The 15,667-nt window shown below is 59.1% G+C and carries 13 protein-coding genes; 10 read left to right on the top strand and 3 right to left on the bottom strand.

Annotated features, from left to right (window positions below):
- Position 1 precedes the first annotated feature (1 nt).
- From dapC to map, 3 genes are all read right to left on the bottom strand, one after another.
- On the bottom strand, positions 2 to 1,201 hold the full coding sequence (gene dapC / locus QF039_RS01875; RefSeq protein WP_087694928.1) for a succinyldiaminopimelate transaminase: 1,200 nt from the start codon (positions 1,199 to 1,201) through the stop codon (positions 2 to 4).
- 46 nt (positions 1,202 to 1,247) lie between these two features.
- Positions 1,248 to 3,950, bottom strand: coding sequence for a [protein-PII] uridylyltransferase (locus QF039_RS01880; RefSeq protein ID WP_003219334.1), 2,703 nt, complete (start codon positions 3,948 to 3,950; stop codon positions 1,248 to 1,250).
- Between the two features lie 61 nt (positions 3,951 to 4,011).
- A complete protein-coding gene (gene map, locus QF039_RS01885) occupies positions 4,012 to 4,794 on the bottom strand; it encodes a type I methionyl aminopeptidase (protein WP_003219332.1) in 783 nt (260 codons plus the stop codon).
- 385 nt (positions 4,795 to 5,179) lie between these two features.
- On the opposite strand from map, the gene rpsB reads away from it, so the two are divergent.
- The 10 genes from rpsB to QF039_RS01935 all read left to right on the top strand — a co-directional run bounded on the left by rpsB (position 5,180) and on the right by QF039_RS01935 (position 15,665).
- Positions 5,180 to 5,917 carry a 30S ribosomal protein S2 gene (gene rpsB, locus QF039_RS01890; protein ID WP_003219330.1) on the top strand — a complete coding sequence of 246 codons (738 nt, stop codon included), beginning with the start codon at positions 5,180 to 5,182 and terminating at the stop codon, positions 5,915 to 5,917.
- Positions 5,918 to 6,109: 192 nt separating this feature from the next.
- Positions 6,110 to 6,973: a translation elongation factor Ts gene (tsf, locus tag QF039_RS01895; protein ID WP_008432237.1), complete on the top strand. Its 864-nt coding sequence runs from the start codon at positions 6,110 to 6,112 to the stop codon at positions 6,971 to 6,973.
- Positions 6,974 to 7,184: 211 nt separating this feature from the next.
- Positions 7,185 to 7,928 carry a UMP kinase gene (gene pyrH, locus QF039_RS01900; protein ID WP_003219327.1) on the top strand — a complete coding sequence of 248 codons (744 nt, stop codon included), beginning with the start codon at positions 7,185 to 7,187 and terminating at the stop codon, positions 7,926 to 7,928.
- A complete protein-coding gene (frr, locus tag QF039_RS01905) occupies positions 7,925 to 8,482 on the top strand; it encodes a ribosome recycling factor (protein ID WP_003219325.1) in 558 nt (185 codons plus the stop codon). Before pyrH ends, frr begins: the two co-directional genes overlap by 4 nt.
- 17 nt (positions 8,483 to 8,499) lie before the next feature.
- Positions 8,500 to 9,255: a polyprenyl diphosphate synthase gene (gene uppS / locus QF039_RS01910; protein ID WP_003219323.1), complete on the top strand. Its 756-nt coding sequence runs from the start codon at positions 8,500 to 8,502 to the stop codon at positions 9,253 to 9,255.
- Entirely contained in the window at positions 9,255 to 10,061 is an 807-nt protein-coding gene (locus QF039_RS01915) for a phosphatidate cytidylyltransferase (protein WP_307516711.1), read from the top strand. Before uppS ends, QF039_RS01915 begins: the two co-directional genes overlap by 1 nt.
- Positions 10,058 to 11,248, top strand: a complete 1,191-nt coding sequence (ispC, locus tag QF039_RS01920; protein ID WP_087694925.1) for a 1-deoxy-D-xylulose-5-phosphate reductoisomerase — start codon at positions 10,058 to 10,060, stop codon at positions 11,246 to 11,248. Before QF039_RS01915 ends, ispC begins: the two co-directional genes overlap by 4 nt.
- A 53-nt stretch (positions 11,249 to 11,301) precedes the next feature.
- Positions 11,302 to 12,654 (top strand): sigma E protease regulator RseP, encoded by a 1,353-nt coding sequence (gene rseP, locus QF039_RS01925; RefSeq protein ID WP_177008894.1) that lies wholly within the window; start codon positions 11,302 to 11,304, stop codon positions 12,652 to 12,654.
- A gap of 74 nt (positions 12,655 to 12,728) precedes the next feature.
- Positions 12,729 to 15,116 carry an outer membrane protein assembly factor BamA gene (bamA, locus tag QF039_RS01930; RefSeq protein ID WP_008432225.1) on the top strand — a complete coding sequence of 796 codons (2,388 nt, stop codon included), beginning with the start codon at positions 12,729 to 12,731 and terminating at the stop codon, positions 15,114 to 15,116.
- Positions 15,117 to 15,161: 45 nt separating this feature from the next.
- Positions 15,162 to 15,665, top strand: a complete 504-nt coding sequence (locus tag QF039_RS01935) for an OmpH family outer membrane protein (RefSeq protein WP_003219314.1) — start codon at positions 15,162 to 15,164, stop codon at positions 15,663 to 15,665.
- The last annotated feature ends 2 nt before the right edge of the window (positions 15,666 to 15,667 follow it).

The raw sequence follows: 15,667 nt of genomic DNA on the forward strand, positions 1-15,667 counted from the left end.
GTTATTTATTGCGGGTAATAAAGTCGCGAATCCGCGTCGCCGCTTCCACGCACTCCGCCAGCGGCGCGACCAGCGCCAGGCGTACACGCCCGGCGCCCGGGTTGACCCCGTCCACTTCCCGCGACAGGTACGAGCCCGGTACCACGGTCACGTGTTCTTCCACGAACAAGTCCCGGCAGAACGCCGCATCGTCGCCCTTCACATTCGGCCACAGGTAGAAGCCGCCGTCCGGGTTTTGCACGTCCAGCACCGGCTTCAGGATCGCCAGCACCGCATCGAACTTCTCCCGGTACAGGTCACGGTTGGCCTGCACGTGGGCTTCGTCCTGCCAGGCAGCAATGCTCGCCAGTTGGGTTTGCACCGGCATCGCGCAACCGTGGTAGGTGCGGTACAGCAGGAAGCCCTTGAGGATATCGGCGTCGCCGGCCACAAAGCCCGAACGCAGGCCCGGCAGGTTGGAGCGCTTGGACAGGCTGTGGAACACCACGCAACGCTTGAAGTCCTGGCGGCCCAGTTCCACGCAGGCGCTGAGCAGGCCTGGCGGCGGGGTTTGTTCGTCGAAGTACAGCTCGCTGTAGCACTCATCGGCGGCGATCACGAAGTCGTATTCGTCAGCCAGGGCGATCAGCTTTTTCAGGGTGTCGACGGGAATCAGTGCACCGGTGGGGTTGCCTGGCGAGCACAGGAACAGGATCTGGCAGCGTTTCCAGATGTCCGGCGATACGGCGTCGAAATCCGGGTTGAAGCCGTTTTCATCCAGGCACGGCAGGTAATGCGGCTTGGCCCCGGCGAGGAACGCCGCGCCTTCGTAGATCTGGTAGAACGGGTTCGGGCTGACCACCAGCGCGTCGTCGCCGCGGTTGACTACGGTCTGGGTGAAGGCGAACAGCGCTTCACGGGTGCCGTTCACCGGCAGGATGTTGCGTGCCGGGTCAAGCCAGCCCTTGGGCACGCTGAAACGGCGTTCACACCAGGCGCCAATGGCTTCGCGCAGGGCGGGAATGCCCAGGGTGGTGGGGTACACCGCCATCTGGTCCAGGTTGTTGGCCAGCGCCTCGGCGACAAACTGCGGGGATTTGTGCTTCGGCTCACCGATGGACAGGGCGATGGGGCGTTTGTCCGGGTTCGGCGTGACGCTGCCCAGCAGGACGCGCAATTTCTCGAACGGGTAGGGCTGCAGCTGGTTCAGGGCGTTGTTCATCGATAAATCTCGTTCAATTCATTGGAAGCTGAAAATGGGCGGTCGGTCAGATGCTCAAGCGTGACATCTCGACGCCGGTCTCCTGATTGACGCTCAACTGCTGGACGATGGCTTCCTGCAAGCGTCGGCACAGTTCAGGGTCGGAAAGCGGCTGGTTGTCGGCATCGGTAATGAAGAACACGTCTTCCACCCGCTCGCCCAGGGTCGCAATCTTGGCGTTCTGCAACGACAGGTCGAACTCCAGGAAGATCGTGCCGATCCGTGCCAGCAGGCCCGGGCGGTCCGGCGCGCTGAGTTCCAGCACCGTCACCGGGCGCTGGGCGTCGTTGTGGATGGTCACCTCGGGGGCAAAAGCAAAGTGCTTGAGCTGGCGCGGCACCCGACGCTGGATGATGGTCGGGTAGTCGTCAGGATTGCGCAGCGCGTCGGTGAGGCCTTTGCGGATCTTTTTCACCCGCTCCGGGTTGTCGCCGATGGACTCGCCTTCTGTGTCGAGCACGATGTAGGTGTCGAGGGTGAACTGGCTGCTGGAGGTGATGACCCGGGCGTCGTGAATGTTCAGGTTGAGCTGGTCCATCGCCGCCACGGTCACGGCGAAGAAGTCGTGCTGGTCGGGCGCGTAGATGAAGATCTGGGTGCCACCCTCGAACTCGCGCTGGGTGGTTTCCTTGATCAGCACCAGTGGGCCGCCATCGGCCGGCTGCTGCAGGATCGCGTCGCTGTGCCAGGCCACGTCGCCGGCGGTGTGGCGCAGGAAGTAGTCGTCTCCCAGTTGCGACCAGAGTTGCTCGACGTCGTCCGGGTCATTGCCGCCACGCACCAGAATATCCAGGGCCGCGCTTTGGGTGCGGCGGATCTGTTCTTCGCGGTCCACCGGGTTCTCCAGGCCGCGACGCAGCGCGCGCTTGGTCTCGGTGTAGAGCTGGCGCAACAGGCTGGCGCGCCAGGAGTTCCACAGCGTCGGGTTGGTGGCGTTGATGTCGGACACGGTGAGCACGTACAGGTAGTCGAGGCGGGTTTCATCGCCGACGGCCTGGGCAAAATCGTGGATCACCTGCGGGTCGGACAAGTCCTTGCGCTGGGCGGTGGTGGACATCACCAGGTGGTTCTGCACCAGCCACACGATCAGGCGGCTGTCCCACAGCGGCAACTGGTGACGCTGGCAGAACGCTTCGGCGTCCACTGCGCCAATTTCCGAGTGATCACCGTGCCGGCCCTTGCCGATGTCGTGGTACAGGCCGGCGAGGTAGATCAATTCCGGCTTGGGCAGACGCGCCATGAGCTTGCTGGCCAGCGGGAATTTCTCTGACACCTGGGTGTACTGCAACTTACGCAGGTGCTTGATCAGGTTCAGGGTGTGGGCGTCCACCGTGTAGATGTGGAACAGGTCGTGCTGCATCTGCCCGACGATAAAACCGAACTCCGGCAGGTAGCGCCCCAGGATCCCGTAGCGGTTCATGCGCCGCAGGTTGCGGTGGATGCCGATCTTGCACTTGAACAGCTCGATAAACAGGCTGGTATTGCGGATGTCGTGGCGGAAATCGTCGTCGATCAGGTGACGGTTTTCCCGCAGCAGGCGAATGGTGTCGGCGCGTACGCCCTTGATTTCCGGCTGCTGGGCCATCAACACGAAGATTTCCAGCATGGCGAACGGCGTGCGTTTGAACACGTTGTCGTTGCGTGCCTCGATATAGCCATCGTGGAGCTGGAAGCGCGCGTTGATCGGCTGCGGCGGTGCTTCGTCTTCCGGGGCCAGGATCACTTCTTCGAAGTGCTGGATGATCAGGTCGCTGAGCTGGGCAATGCTCATCACCACGCGGTAGTACTGCTGCATGAAACTTTCGATGCTGGTCTTCGCGTCTTCGCCTTCAAACCCCAGCAGGGTGGCGATGGAGCGCTGGTGGTCGAACAGCAGGCGGTCTTCGGAGCGCCCGGCCAGCATGTGCAGCGCGTAGCGCACTTTCCAGAGGAATTCCTGGGAGGAGGCCAGCAGGGCGTTTTCGCTCTCCACCAGGAAGCCTTCCCCGGCCAGGGCGCGCAGGTTCAGGGTGCCGTACTGGCGACGGGCGACCCACAAAATCGTCTGGATGTCCCGCAGCCCGCCCGGTGAGCCTTTGACGTTGGGTTCCAGGTTGTATTCGGTGTCGTTGTACTTGTGGTGCCGGGCTTTCTGCTCGGCACGCTTGGCCAGGAAGAAGTCCTTGCTTGGCCACATGTGCGCGGTGCTGGTGACTTCCAGCATGCGCTGGCGCAGGCGCTCGGGGCCGGCGATGGTGCGGCTTTCCATCAGGTTGGTGATCACCGTCAGGTCGGCGCGGGCTTCCTGGGCGCACTCGTCCACCGAGCGCACGCTTTGGCCGACTTCCAGGCCAATGTCCCACAACAGCGTCAGAAAACGCTCGATGGAGTCGCGAAAGATCTCGTGATCGGCGCTGTCCAGCAAGATCAGCAGGTCGATGTCGGAGTAGGGGTGCAGTTCGCCACGGCCGTAGCCGCCGACCGCCACCAGGGCGATATCGGCGTCTTCACTCCAGCTGAACTGTTCCCAGGCCTTTTGCAGGATGTTGTCGACGAACCAGGCGCGGTCCTCGATCAGCCGGCGGATATCGCGGCCGGTACGAAAGCGCCCATCGAGCACCTCGCGGGCCTGACGAATGGCCTTCTTGAAGGCGGCGATGGGGCTGGCCTTCAGTGCCAGTTCCGCCTGGAACTGGCCACGGTCGAAGAGTTCGGGATCCACCTGGGGCATCGATCGGTTTTCCTTTCTATCTATGGGTCACAGCGTCGCTATTAGAAAACCGGTGCAAACATTACGCCGAAACGCGGGGAATCGTGTCGTCGGCACGCAGGGTGAAGATCTCGTAGCCGGTGTCGGTCACCAGCAGGGTGTGTTCCCACTGCGCCGAGAGCTTGCGGTCCTTGGTGATGGCGGTCCAGCCGTCGCCCAGCACCTTGGTGTCGGCCTTGCCCTGGTTGATCATCGGCTCGATGGTGAAGGTCATGCCTGCCTTGAGCTCCATGCCGGTGCCGGCGCGGCCGTAGTGCAGGATCTGTGGCTCTTCGTGGAACACCTTGCCGATGCCGTGGCCGCAGAACTCGCGCACCACCGAGAAGCCGTTCTTTTCAGCGTGCTTCTGGATGATTTCACCGATGTCACCCAGGCGGCAGCCAGGCTTGACGATCTCGATGGCCTTGTACATGCATTCCTGGGTGACTTGCGACAGGCGCTCGGCCCAGACCGGCACGGTGCCGACGTGGAACATGCGGCTGGTGTCGCCGTGGTAGCCGTCCTTGATGACGGTGACGTCGATGTTCAGGGTGTCGCCGTCCTTCAGCGGCTTGTCGCCGGGAATCCCGTGGCACACCACGTGGTTGATCGAGGTGCAGATCGACTTGGGGAAACCCTTGTAGTTCAGCGGCGCAGGGATGGCCTTTTGCACGTCGACGATATAGTCGTGGCAAATGCGGTCCAGCGCTTCGGTGGTGACGCCGGGCTTGACGTGTTCGGCAATCATTTCCAGGACGTCGGCAGCCAGTTTGCCGGCAACACGCATGCCAGCGATATCTTCGGCGGTTTTGAGGGTGACGGTCATACAGGCTCTCTCTAGCGCGACGCGCTGAAATCAATACGGTTTACGGGTGTGCGACAAAAGGTTGCAGAATTCGCACAAGCCCAAAAAACGCGATTCTAGCAGACGCAAGGGTGAAACCATGAGCGTCTGGCGATCGCTTCTGTCTATAAGGATGGGGGCATTCTGGCTCTATTCAAAGGCTTAGGCAAAAGCGACTGACGGCAAATGTGATTGCGGGTTTCGTTTTTGCAAGCTCTGTGGTATAAAATGCGCCGCTTTCCGGGGATACCCCGCAAAGCTTAAATCCACACACGTGTCGACACGATGACCTGGGTGCCGGAGGCGAATGCCGCTGGTTGGTCATTGGGATACGTGGAGGCCAAACCCGACTTATTAAGGAACTATCATGTCCCAAGTCAACATGCGCGATATGCTGAAGGCCGGTGTGCACTTCGGTCACCAGACCCGTTACTGGAACCCGAAAATGGGTAAGTACATTTTCGGCGCGCGTAACAAGATCCACATCATCAACCTTGAAAAAACCCTGCCAATGTTCAACGAAGCTCTGACTTTCGTAGAGCGCCTGGCCCAGGGCAAAAACAAGATTCTGTTCGTCGGCACCAAGCGTTCCGCTGGCAAGATCGTTGCTGAAGAAGCAGCACGTTGCGGTTCGCCGTACGTCGATCACCGCTGGTTGGGCGGCATGCTGACCAACTTCAAAACCATCCGTGCTTCCATCAAGCGTCTGCGTGACCTTGAAGTGCAAGCCGAAGACGGTACTTTCGCCAAGCTGACCAAGAAAGAGGCGCTGATGCGCACTCGCGACCTGGAAAAGCTCGATCGTTCCCTGGGTGGTATCAAGGACATGGGCGGTCTGCCTGACGCACTGTTCGTTATCGACGTTGATCACGAGCGCATCGCGATCACCGAAGCCAACAAGCTGGGCATCCCGGTTATCGGCGTAGTCGATACCAACAGCAGCCCGGAAGGCGTTGACTACATCATCCCAGGCAACGATGACGCAATCCGCGCTATCCAGCTGTACATGGGTTCGATGGCTGACGCTGTAATCCGTGGTCGCAACCACGTTGCTGGCGGTACCGAGCAGTTCGTTGAAGAAGCTCCGGTAGCTGCAGCTGAGTAACTGACGCCTTGGCGTTGACTCAGTAAGCAAAAAGGGGGCTTGGCCCCCTTTTTGCCACCTCGAAAACCATTTGTCGGCAGCGCAGCTACAACATTTGTAACGTGCAGCGGCCTACAAGGGTGGTTCGGGAAGAATTGATCGCCCGTTCAATCGGGTGGAATGGTTGAAAACCTATCCAAGAGGATTTTGAAAATGGCAGAGATTACTGCAGCGTTGGTTAAAGAACTGCGTGAGCGTACCGGCGAAGGCATGATGGATTGCAAAAAGGCCTTGACCAAGGCCGGCGGCGACATCGAAAAAGCCATTGATGACATGCGTGCTTCGGGCGCCATCAAGGCTGCCAAGAAAGCAGGCAACGTCGCTGCTGAAGGCGCCATCGCAATCAAGGAAGACGGCAAATCGGCCGTTATCCTGGAAGTTAACTCGCAGACCGACTTCCTGGCCCTGCAAGACGACTTCAAGAACTTCGTCGCTGCCAGCGTTGAAAAAGCATTCGCTGACAAGCTGACCGACGCCGCTCCGCTGATCGAAGCTCAAGAAGCTGATCGTCTGGTTCTGGTGGGTAAAGTAGGCGAGAACGTTAACATTCGTCGCCTGACCCGCGTTGAAGGTGACGTTGTGGGTGCTTACCTGCACGGCAACAAGATCGGTGTTGTGGTTGCCCTGAAAGGCGGCAACGTTGAACTGGCCAAAGACATTGCTATGCACGTAGCGGCCAGCAACCCTGAATTCCTGCTGCCATCGGAAGTTTCTGCTGAAGCCATCGAACGCGAGAAAGCCGTGTTCCTGCAGCTGAACGAAGAGAAAATCAAAGGCAAGCCTGAAAACATCGTTGAAAACATGGTCAAGGGCCGTATCAGCAAGTTCCTGGCTGAGGCTTCCCTGGTTGAGCAGGCGTTCGTCAAGAACCCTGAAATCAAGGTTGGCGAACTGGCCAAGAAAGCCGGTGCTGAAATCGTTTCCTTCACCTACTACAAAGTAGGCGACGGCATCGAGAAGCCGGTCGACAACTTCGCTGAAGAAGTTGCTGCCCAGCTGGCTGCCACCAAGAAGTAAGACAGTTTTTAACTGTCGCCCAAAAGAGGCTGCCCGCTTACGCGCGCAGCCTCTTTTCAAATGGGGTGATCGATTTTTATTGGTTTCCCTTTGGAACTGGCTTACAAAGCCGTGTTCCGATGGCGCTGTGACAGCGTCAAGCTAGAGTGAACGCAGGCCGTAAACGGCTTGCCAAGAATTTTCAAAAAATACGCCGCAGGAGAGATTCGCAATGGCTCAGCAGGGCAGTGGTCATCAGGCTCGCTATAAACGCATTCTACTCAAGCTTAGCGGCGAGGCCCTGATGGGCTCGGAAGAGTTTGGGATCGATCCCAAAGTACTCGATCGCATGGCGCTGGAAGTCGGCCAATTGGTCGGTATCGGTGTCCAGGTCGGTCTGGTGATCGGCGGCGGCAACCTGTTCCGTGGCGCGGCACTCAGCGCTGCCGGCATGGATCGGGTGACAGGCGACCACATGGGCATGCTGGCCACTGTGATGAACGCCCTGGCCATGCGTGATGCGCTGGAGCGCGCCAATATCACCGCGATCGTGATGTCGGCTATTTCCATGGTTGGCGTAACGGATCACTATGATCGTCGCAAGGCCATGCGTCACCTGGATGCCAAGGAAGTCGTGATTTTTGCGGCCGGTACCGGCAACCCATTCTTTACCACCGATTCGGCAGCTTGCCTGCGTGGTATCGAGATCAACGCGGACGTGGTACTCAAGGCCACCAAGGTTGACGGTGTCTACACCGCAGACCCATTCAAAGACCCGCATGCCGAGAAGTTCGATCATCTGACTTATGATGAAGTACTGGATCGCAAGCTGGGCGTGATGGATCTGACGGCAATTTGCTTGTGCCGCGACCACAAGATGCCGCTGCGCGTATTTAACATGAACAAGCCCGGCGCCCTGCTGAACATCGTACACGGCGGCGCGGAAGGGACTCTGATCGAGGAAATCGAACAATGATCAACGAAATCAAAAAAGACGCTCAAGAGCGCATGCAAAAATCCCTGGAATCCCTGAACCATGCGTTTGGCCAGATTCGTACCGGCAAGGCCCACCCAAGCATCCTGGGCAGCGTGATGGTGCCTTACTACGGCGCTGATACCTCGATCACCCAAGTGGCCAACATCACTGTAAAAGATTCGCGCACCCTGCAAGTCGTTGCTTTCGAGCGCAACATGCTCGGCGCCGTCGACAAGGCCATCCAGAGCGCCGGTTTGAACCTCAATCCGACCAACCTGGGCGAATTGCTGCTGATCTCCATGCCTGCCCTGACCGAAGAAACCCGCAAGGGCTTCACCAAGCAGGCGCGCAGTGCAGCAGAAGACGCACGTGTTGCCGTGCGCAACATCCGTCGTGATGCTTTGGGTGACCTGAAGAAGCTGGTCAAGGACAAGGAAATCAGCGAAGACGAAGAGCGCCGTGCCGTTGCTGATATCGACAAGCTGACTAAAGATGCCGAGGCCCAGATCACCAAGGCCACGGAAGATAAAGAAAAGGACCTGATGGCCGTATAAGGGGTCAGGACGCCTTCATGGAAAAGACCAAGCAGACTGTGCCCTCCGTGGTGCCGCGCCATGTCGCGATCATCATGGACGGGAATAATCGCTGGGCGAAGAAGCGCTTTATGCCGGGCGTTGCCGGGCATAAGGCGGGTGTCGACGCTGTACGAGCCGTGATCGAGGTGTGCGCCGAGGCCAAGGTCGAAGTATTGACCCTGTTCGCGTTCTCCAGTGAAAACTGGCAGCGCCCGGCCGAGGAGGTCAGTGCCTTGATGGACCTGTTCTTCAAGGCCCTGCGCCGCGAGGCCAAGCGCCTGAACGAGAACAACATCAGCCTGCGTATCATCGGTGACCGTTCGCGGTTTCATCCGGAGCTGCAGGCGGCCATGCGCGAAGCCGAGGCGATCACTGCCGGCAGCAACCGTTTTGTGCTGCAGATCGCAGCCAACTACGGCGGCCAGTGGGATATTGCCCAGGCCGCACAGCGTCTGGCGCGGGAAGTGCAGGCCGGCCATCTGCGTCCGGAAGACATTACCCCCGAACTCTTGCAAACCTGCCTGGTGACCGGCGACCTGCCGTTGCCGGACCTGTGCATTCGTACCGGTGGCGACCATCGCATCAGCAACTTCCTGTTGTGGCAGTTGGCCTATACCGAACTGTACTTCTCCGACCTGTTCTGGCCGGACTTCAAACACGATGCCATGCGCAATGCGCTGGCCGATTTCGCTTCCCGTCAGCGTCGCTTCGGTAAAACGAGCGAGCAGATCGAAGCTGGAGCCCGGGTTTAATGCTTAAACAACGAATCATCACGGCGCTGATCCTGCTGCCTATTGCCCTGTGCGGGTTTTTCCTGCTTGAAGGTGCGAACTTCGCGCTGTTCATCGGCCTGGTTGTGACCCTGGGTGCCTGGGAGTGGGCGCGCCTGGCGGGTTTCGCCGCGCAGTTGCCTCGTGTGGTGTATGCCGCTGTCGTGGCGTTGTTGATGTTCCTGATGCACGTCCAGCCGGAAGTATTACCCTGGGTCTTGGGGGCGTCGGTGCTGTGGTGGGCGTTGGCGACCTATCTGGTGCTGACCTATCCGGGCACCAGCAGTCACTGGTCCAGTGTCGCCTGCAAGCTGGTGATTGGCCTTTTGATTCTGTTGCCTGCCTGGCAGGGCCTGGTCTACATCAAGCACATGCAGTTGGGTAACTGGCTGATCATGGCGGTGATGGTTCTGGTGTGGGGTGCCGATATCGGCGCCTATTTCTCTGGGCGTGCCTTCGGCAAGCGCAAGCTGGCGCCGGCTGTCAGCCCGGGCAAAAGCTGGGAAGGTGTGTATGGCGGCCTGGCGTTGACCCTGGTGATTACCGTGGTGGTCGGTGTGGTGCGTGACTGGACCGTCAAGGAAATGCTCCTGGGCCTGGTGGGCGCAGCCGTGGTGGTGTTCATCTCGGTGGTCGGTGACCTGACCGAAAGCATGTTCAAGCGCCAGGCCGGGATCAAGGACAGCAGTAACCTGCTGCCGGGTCACGGTGGCGTGCTGGATCGTATCGACAGCCTGACTGCCGCGATCCCGATCTTTGCCGTACTGCTGTGGATGGCTGCCTCGTGAGCCGCCTGCAACAGGTAACCGTGCTGGGCGCTACCGGCTCGGTGGGGCTAAGCACCCTGGATGTGATTGCCCGTCATCCCGAGCGTTATCAAGTATTCGCCTTGACCGGTTTCAGTCGCCTGAGTGAACTGCTGGCACTGTGTGTGCGGCACGCGCCGCAATACGCAGTAGTGCCCGAAGCGGCAGTTGCACGTGGTTTGCAGGATGACTTGCGCGCTGCGGGCCTGGCGACTCAGGTATTGGTGGGGGAGGAGGGGTTGTGCCAGGTTTCGGCAGACCCTGAGGTCGACACCGTGGTTGCGGCGATTGTCGGCGCTGCCGGCTTGCGCCCGACCCTGGCGGCCGTTGATGCGGGCAAGAAGATTCTGCTGGCCAACAAAGAAGCCCTGGTGATGTCCGGGGCACTCTTCATGCAGGCGGTGCGCAAGAGCGGCGCCGTGCTGTTGCCGCTCGACAGCGAGCACAACGCGATTTTCCAATGCATGCCGGGTGATTTCGCCCGCGGGTTGAGCCAGGTCGGCGTGCGCCGGATTCTGCTGACAGCCTCCGGTGGCCCGTTCCGGCAGACGCCGCTGGCCGATCTGGAGCATGTTTCTCCCGATCAGGCGTGCGCTCACCCGAACTGGTCCATGGGGCGCAAGATCTCGGTGGATTCAGCGAGCATGATGAACAAGGGCCTGGAGCTGATTGAGGCCTGCTGGTTGTTCGATGCCCGGCCGGACCAGGTCGAGGTGGTGATCCACCCGCAAAGTGTGATTCATTCCCTGGTGGACTATGTGGATGGCTCGGTATTGGCCCAACTGGGCAATCCGGACATGCGTACGCCGATCGCCAATGCCCTGGCATGGCCTGAGCGGATTGACTCGGGTGTTGCGCCGCTGGATCTGTTTGCCATTGCCCGTCTGGACTTCGAAGCGCCCGACGAGCAACGCTTCCCTTGCCTGCGTCTTGCGCGGCAAGCTGCGGAGGCGGGTAACAGTGCCCCGGCGATGCTGAATGCGGCCAATGAAGTGGCTGTGGCGGCGTTTCTGGACCGGCGCATCCGCTTTCCGCAGATCGCGGGTATCATCGAGGACGTCTTGAGCCTTGAGCCCGTCGTCCCGGTGAATGATCTGGGCGCGGTGTTCGAAGCGGATGCAAAGGCCCGGGCCTTGACCGAGCAGTGGTTGAGCCGCAATACGCGTTAGCCTCTGGGTGTGTTCAAGCCTTCAGGCACTGGATTGAAATGCGGAGAAATTAGATGAGTGCGCTCTACATGATTGTCGGCACCCTGGTTGCTCTGGGTGTGCTGGTTACCTTCCACGAGTTCGGCCATTTCTGGGTCGCGCGTCGTTGCGGCGTCAAGGTACTGCGCTTTTCCGTAGGCTTCGGCATGCCGTTGCTGCGCTGGCACGACCGTCGTGGCACCGAGTTCGTAATTGCGGCCATTCCATTGGGCGGCTACGTCAAGATGCTCGACGAGCGCGAAGGCGAAGTGCCGGCTGATCAGTTGGATCAATCCTTCAACCGCAAGACCGTTCGTCAGCGCATCGCCATCGTCGCGGCAGGCCCGATCGCGAATTTCCTTTTGGCGATGGTGTTCTTCTGGGTCCTGGCCATGTTGGGTAGCCAGCAGGTGCGTCCGGTGATCGGTGCCGTCGAGGCCGACAGCATGGCGGCGAAGGCCGGCCTGACTGCCGGGCAAGAAATTGTTGCAGTTGATGGCGAGCCAACCACCGGCTGGGGTGCCGTCAATTTGCAGTTGGTGCGTCGCCTGGGTGAAAGCGGCATCGTGAAACTGGTCGTGCGCGATCAGGATTCCACCACCGAAACCTCGCGCGAGCTGGCCCTGGATCACTGGCTGAAAGGCTCCGATGAGCCTGACCCGATCAAATCCCTGGGCATTCGCCCATGGCGTCCGGCCTTGCCGCCGGTGCTGGCAGAGCTGGATCCGAAGGGGCCAGCCCAGGCCGCGGGTCTGAAAACCGGCGATCGCCTGCTGGCCCTCGATGGCCAGGCGCTGGGTGACTGGCAGCAGGTGGTCGACCTGGTGCGTGTACGCCCTGATACCAAAATTGTGCTGAAAGTTGAGCGCGATGGTGCTCAAATCGACGTCCCTGTGACCCTGGCGGTTCGTGGGGAAGCCAAGGCAGCCGGGGGTTACCTGGGGGCCGGCGTTAAAGGTGTCGATTGGCCACCTTCGATGGTTCGAGAGGTCAGCTTCGGGCCGTTGGCGGCGATTGGCGAGGGTGCGAGACGCACCTGGACCATGAGTGTGCTGACCCTCGATTCCCTCAAGAAAATGTTGTTCGGCGAGCTCTCGGTAAAAAACTTGAGTGGACCGATAACCATTGCTAAAGTGGCGGGCGCTTCTGCCCAGTCGGGCGTTGTAGATTTCCTGAATTTCCTGGCTTATCTGAGTATTAGCCTTGGGGTTCTGAATTTGTTGCCCATTCCAGTATTGGATGGGGGGCATCTGTTGTTTTATCTGGTCGAGTGGGCGCGTGGTCGCCCCTTGTCGGATCGGGTGCAGGGTTGGGGGATACAGATCGGTATCAGTTTGGTGGTCGGGGTGATGTTATTAGCCCTGGTCAACGATCTGGGACGACTGTAACGCTTCGCTGAATTGCGAATCTGCCGCATTTTGCGGCAGTTTGTTTATTGCCAGTTGGAATAAGAAAGGACTTCATGAAACGTCTGCTGCTAACTGCGGTTCTCACCGTATTGATGATCGCCGAAGTTCACGCCGAGTCCTTCACCATCTCCGATATTCGCGTCAACGGCCTCCAGCGGGTTTCCGCGGGTAGCGTCTTTGGTGCCTTGCCGTTGAACGTCGGGGAACAGGCTGATGACCGTCGCCTGGTGGAATCCACTCGTGCGCTGTTCAAAACCGGGTTCTTTCAAGATATCCAACTGGGTCGCGAAGGTAACGTCCTCGTCATCACTGTCGTTGAGCGACCTTCTGTCGCCAGTATCGAGATCGAAGGCAACAAGGCGATCTCCACTGAAGACTTGATGAAAGGCCTCAAGCAATCCGGCCTTGCCGAAGGCGAGATCTTCCAGCGTGCCACCCTCGAAGGCGTGCGTAACGAACTGCAACGCCAGTACGTTGCCCAGGGTCGTTACTCGGCTACCGTCGAGACCGAAGTGGTGCCGCAACCGCGTAACCGCGTCGGCCTGAAGGTCAACATCAACGAAGGCACCGTGGCGGCCATCCAGCACATCAACGTGGTGGGTAACACCAAGTTTGCTGATGACGACCTGATCGACCTGTTCGAACTCAAGACCACCAACTGGCTGTCGTTCTTCAAGAACGATGACAAGTATGCCCGTGAAAAACTCTCCGGTGACCTGGAGCGCCTGCGTTCCTACTACCTGGATCGCGGCTATATCAACATGGATATCGCTTCGACCCAGGTGTCCATCACCCCGGACAAGAAGCACGTCTATATCACTGTCAACGTCAACGAAGGCGAGAAGTACAAGGTTCGTGACGTCAAGCTCAGCGGCGACTTGAAAGTGCCTGAAGACCAGGTCAAGTCCCTGTTGCTGGTGCAGAAGGACCAGGTGTTCTCGCGCAAGCTGATGACCACCACCTCCGAGCTGATCACCCGTCGCCTGGGTAACGAAGGCTATACCTTCGCCAACGTCAACGGCGTACCGACCCCGCACGACGAAGACCACACCGTGGACATCACCTTCGTTGTAGACCCGGGCAAGCGTGCCTACGTGAACCGCATCAACTTCCGTGGCAACACCAAGTCTGCCGACGAAGTGCTGCGCCGCGAAATGCGTCAGATGGAAGGTGGCTGGGCATCGACTTACCTGATCGACCAGTCCAAGGTTCGCCTTGAGCGCCTGGGCTTCTTTAAGGAAGTCAACGTTGAAACCCCGGCTGTACCGGGTGTGGATGACCAGGTTGACGTGAACTACGCCGTAGAAGAGCAAGCCTCCGGTTCGATTACCGCCAGTGTCGGTTTCGCCCAGAGTGCCGGCCTGATCCTCGGTGGTTCGATCACCCAGAACAACTTCCTCGGTACCGGTAACAAGGTTTCCATCGGCCTGACCCGAAGCGAATACCAGAGCCGCTATAACTTCGGTTATGTCGACCCCTACTGGACTGCTGACGGCGTGAGCCTGGGCTACAACGCCTTCTATCGCACAACCGACTACAAAGACCTCGACGTTGACGTTGCAAGCTATGCAATCGACAGCTTCGGTGTTGGTGCCAACATTGGTTACCCGATCAGTGAGACCTCGCGTCTGACCTTCGGCCTGACCGCGCAGCAGGACAAGATCAAGACCGGTGTGTACACCGTGGATGAGATCTTCAACTTCGTGCGTAAAGAAGGCGACCAGTTCCTGAACTTCAAGGCTTCGGCCGGTTGGTCGGAATCGACCCTGAACAAAGGCGTACTGGCGACCCGTGGCCATTCCCAGAGCCTGACTCTGGAAGCCACCACGCCGGGCAGCGACCTGTCGTTCTTCAAACTCGACTACCGTGGCCAGTTGTTCCAGCCATTGAGCGAAAACTACACCATGCGCCTGCACACCGAATTGGGTTATGGCGATGGTTATGGTTCGACCAGCGGCTTGCCGTTCTATGAGAACTACTACGCGGGTGGTTTCAACTCGGTACGTGGTTTTAAGGACAGCACCTTGGGTCCTCGTGGTACCCCAAGCCGTGGCGTGGGTGTGACCGGTAACCAGGGGACTGTGGCTGACTCGGACAACGACCCGCTGCCATTCGGTGGTAACGTGCTGATCCAGGGTGGTGCTGAGATTCTGTTCCCGCTGCCATTCGTTAAAGATCAACGTTCCCTGCGTACTTCGGTCTTCTGGGATGTGGGTAACGTGTTCGACTCCAAGTGCGAACAGGTCACCAACCCGAATGGCTCGAAGTCCAACACGCAGTGCAACGACGTGAGCTTCAGCAACCTGGCAAGCTCTGTCGGTGTCGGTGTGACCTGGGTTACCGCGCTTGGCCCATTGAGCTTTGCTCTGGCCATGCCGGTCAAGAAACCGGATAACGCTGAAACCCAGATTTTCCAATTCTCCCTCGGCCAGACGTTCTAAGCGTCTGACCCAAGATAACGACAACGGATTCTGTAGGAGTGCATCGTGCGTAAGTTGACTCAATTGGTTCTCCTGGCGACTGTCCTGGTAGCGACCCCGGCCTTTGCCGAAATGAAAATTGCCGTTCTGAACTATCAGATGGCGCTGCTGGAATCCGATGCGGCCAAGAAGTATGCCGTAGATGCCGAGAAGAAATTCGGTCCTCAACTGACCAAGCTCAAGACGCTGGAAAGCAGCGCCAAGGGCATCCAGGATCGTCTGGTAGCCGGTGGCGACAAGATGCAGCAAGGCGAGCGCGAGCGTCTGGAGCTTGAATTCAAGCAAAAGGCCCGTGACTACCAGTTCCAGTCCAAGGAGCTGAACGAAGCCAAGGCTGTTGCCGACCGCGAAATGCTCAAGCAGCTGAAGCCGAAACTCGACAGCGCTGTGGAAGAAGTCATCAAGAAAGGTGCCTTTGACCTGGTATTCGAACGCGGTGCAGTCATCGACGTTAAACCTCAGTACGACATCACCCGTCAGGTGATCGAGCGCATGAATCAGCTGAAGTAAGC

The organism is Pseudomonas sp. W2I6 (genome assembly GCF_030815935.1).
Taxonomy (GTDB): Bacteria; Pseudomonadota; Gammaproteobacteria; order Pseudomonadales; family Pseudomonadaceae; genus Aquipseudomonas.

Coding starts and splice junctions, on each gene's coding strand:
- dapC (WP_087694928.1), bottom strand. CDS start 1,201: ATGAACAACGCCCTGAACCAGCTGCAGCCCTACCCGTTCGAGAAATTG.
- QF039_RS01880 (WP_003219334.1), bottom strand. CDS start 3,950: ATGCCCCAGGTGGATCCCGAACTCTTCGACCGTGGCCAGTTCCAGGCG.
- map (WP_003219332.1), bottom strand. CDS start 4,794: ATGACCGTCACCCTCAAAACCGCCGAAGATATCGCTGGCATGCGTGTT.
- rpsB (WP_003219330.1), top strand. CDS start 5,180: ATGTCCCAAGTCAACATGCGCGATATGCTGAAGGCCGGTGTGCACTTC.
- tsf (WP_008432237.1), top strand. CDS start 6,110: ATGGCAGAGATTACTGCAGCGTTGGTTAAAGAACTGCGTGAGCGTACC.
- pyrH (WP_003219327.1), top strand. CDS start 7,185: ATGGCTCAGCAGGGCAGTGGTCATCAGGCTCGCTATAAACGCATTCTA.
- frr (WP_003219325.1), top strand. CDS start 7,925: ATGATCAACGAAATCAAAAAAGACGCTCAAGAGCGCATGCAAAAATCC.
- uppS (WP_003219323.1), top strand. CDS start 8,500: ATGGAAAAGACCAAGCAGACTGTGCCCTCCGTGGTGCCGCGCCATGTC.
- QF039_RS01915 (WP_307516711.1), top strand. CDS start 9,255: ATGCTTAAACAACGAATCATCACGGCGCTGATCCTGCTGCCTATTGCC.
- rseP (WP_177008894.1), top strand. CDS start 11,302: ATGAGTGCGCTCTACATGATTGTCGGCACCCTGGTTGCTCTGGGTGTG.
- bamA (WP_008432225.1), top strand. CDS start 12,729: ATGAAACGTCTGCTGCTAACTGCGGTTCTCACCGTATTGATGATCGCC.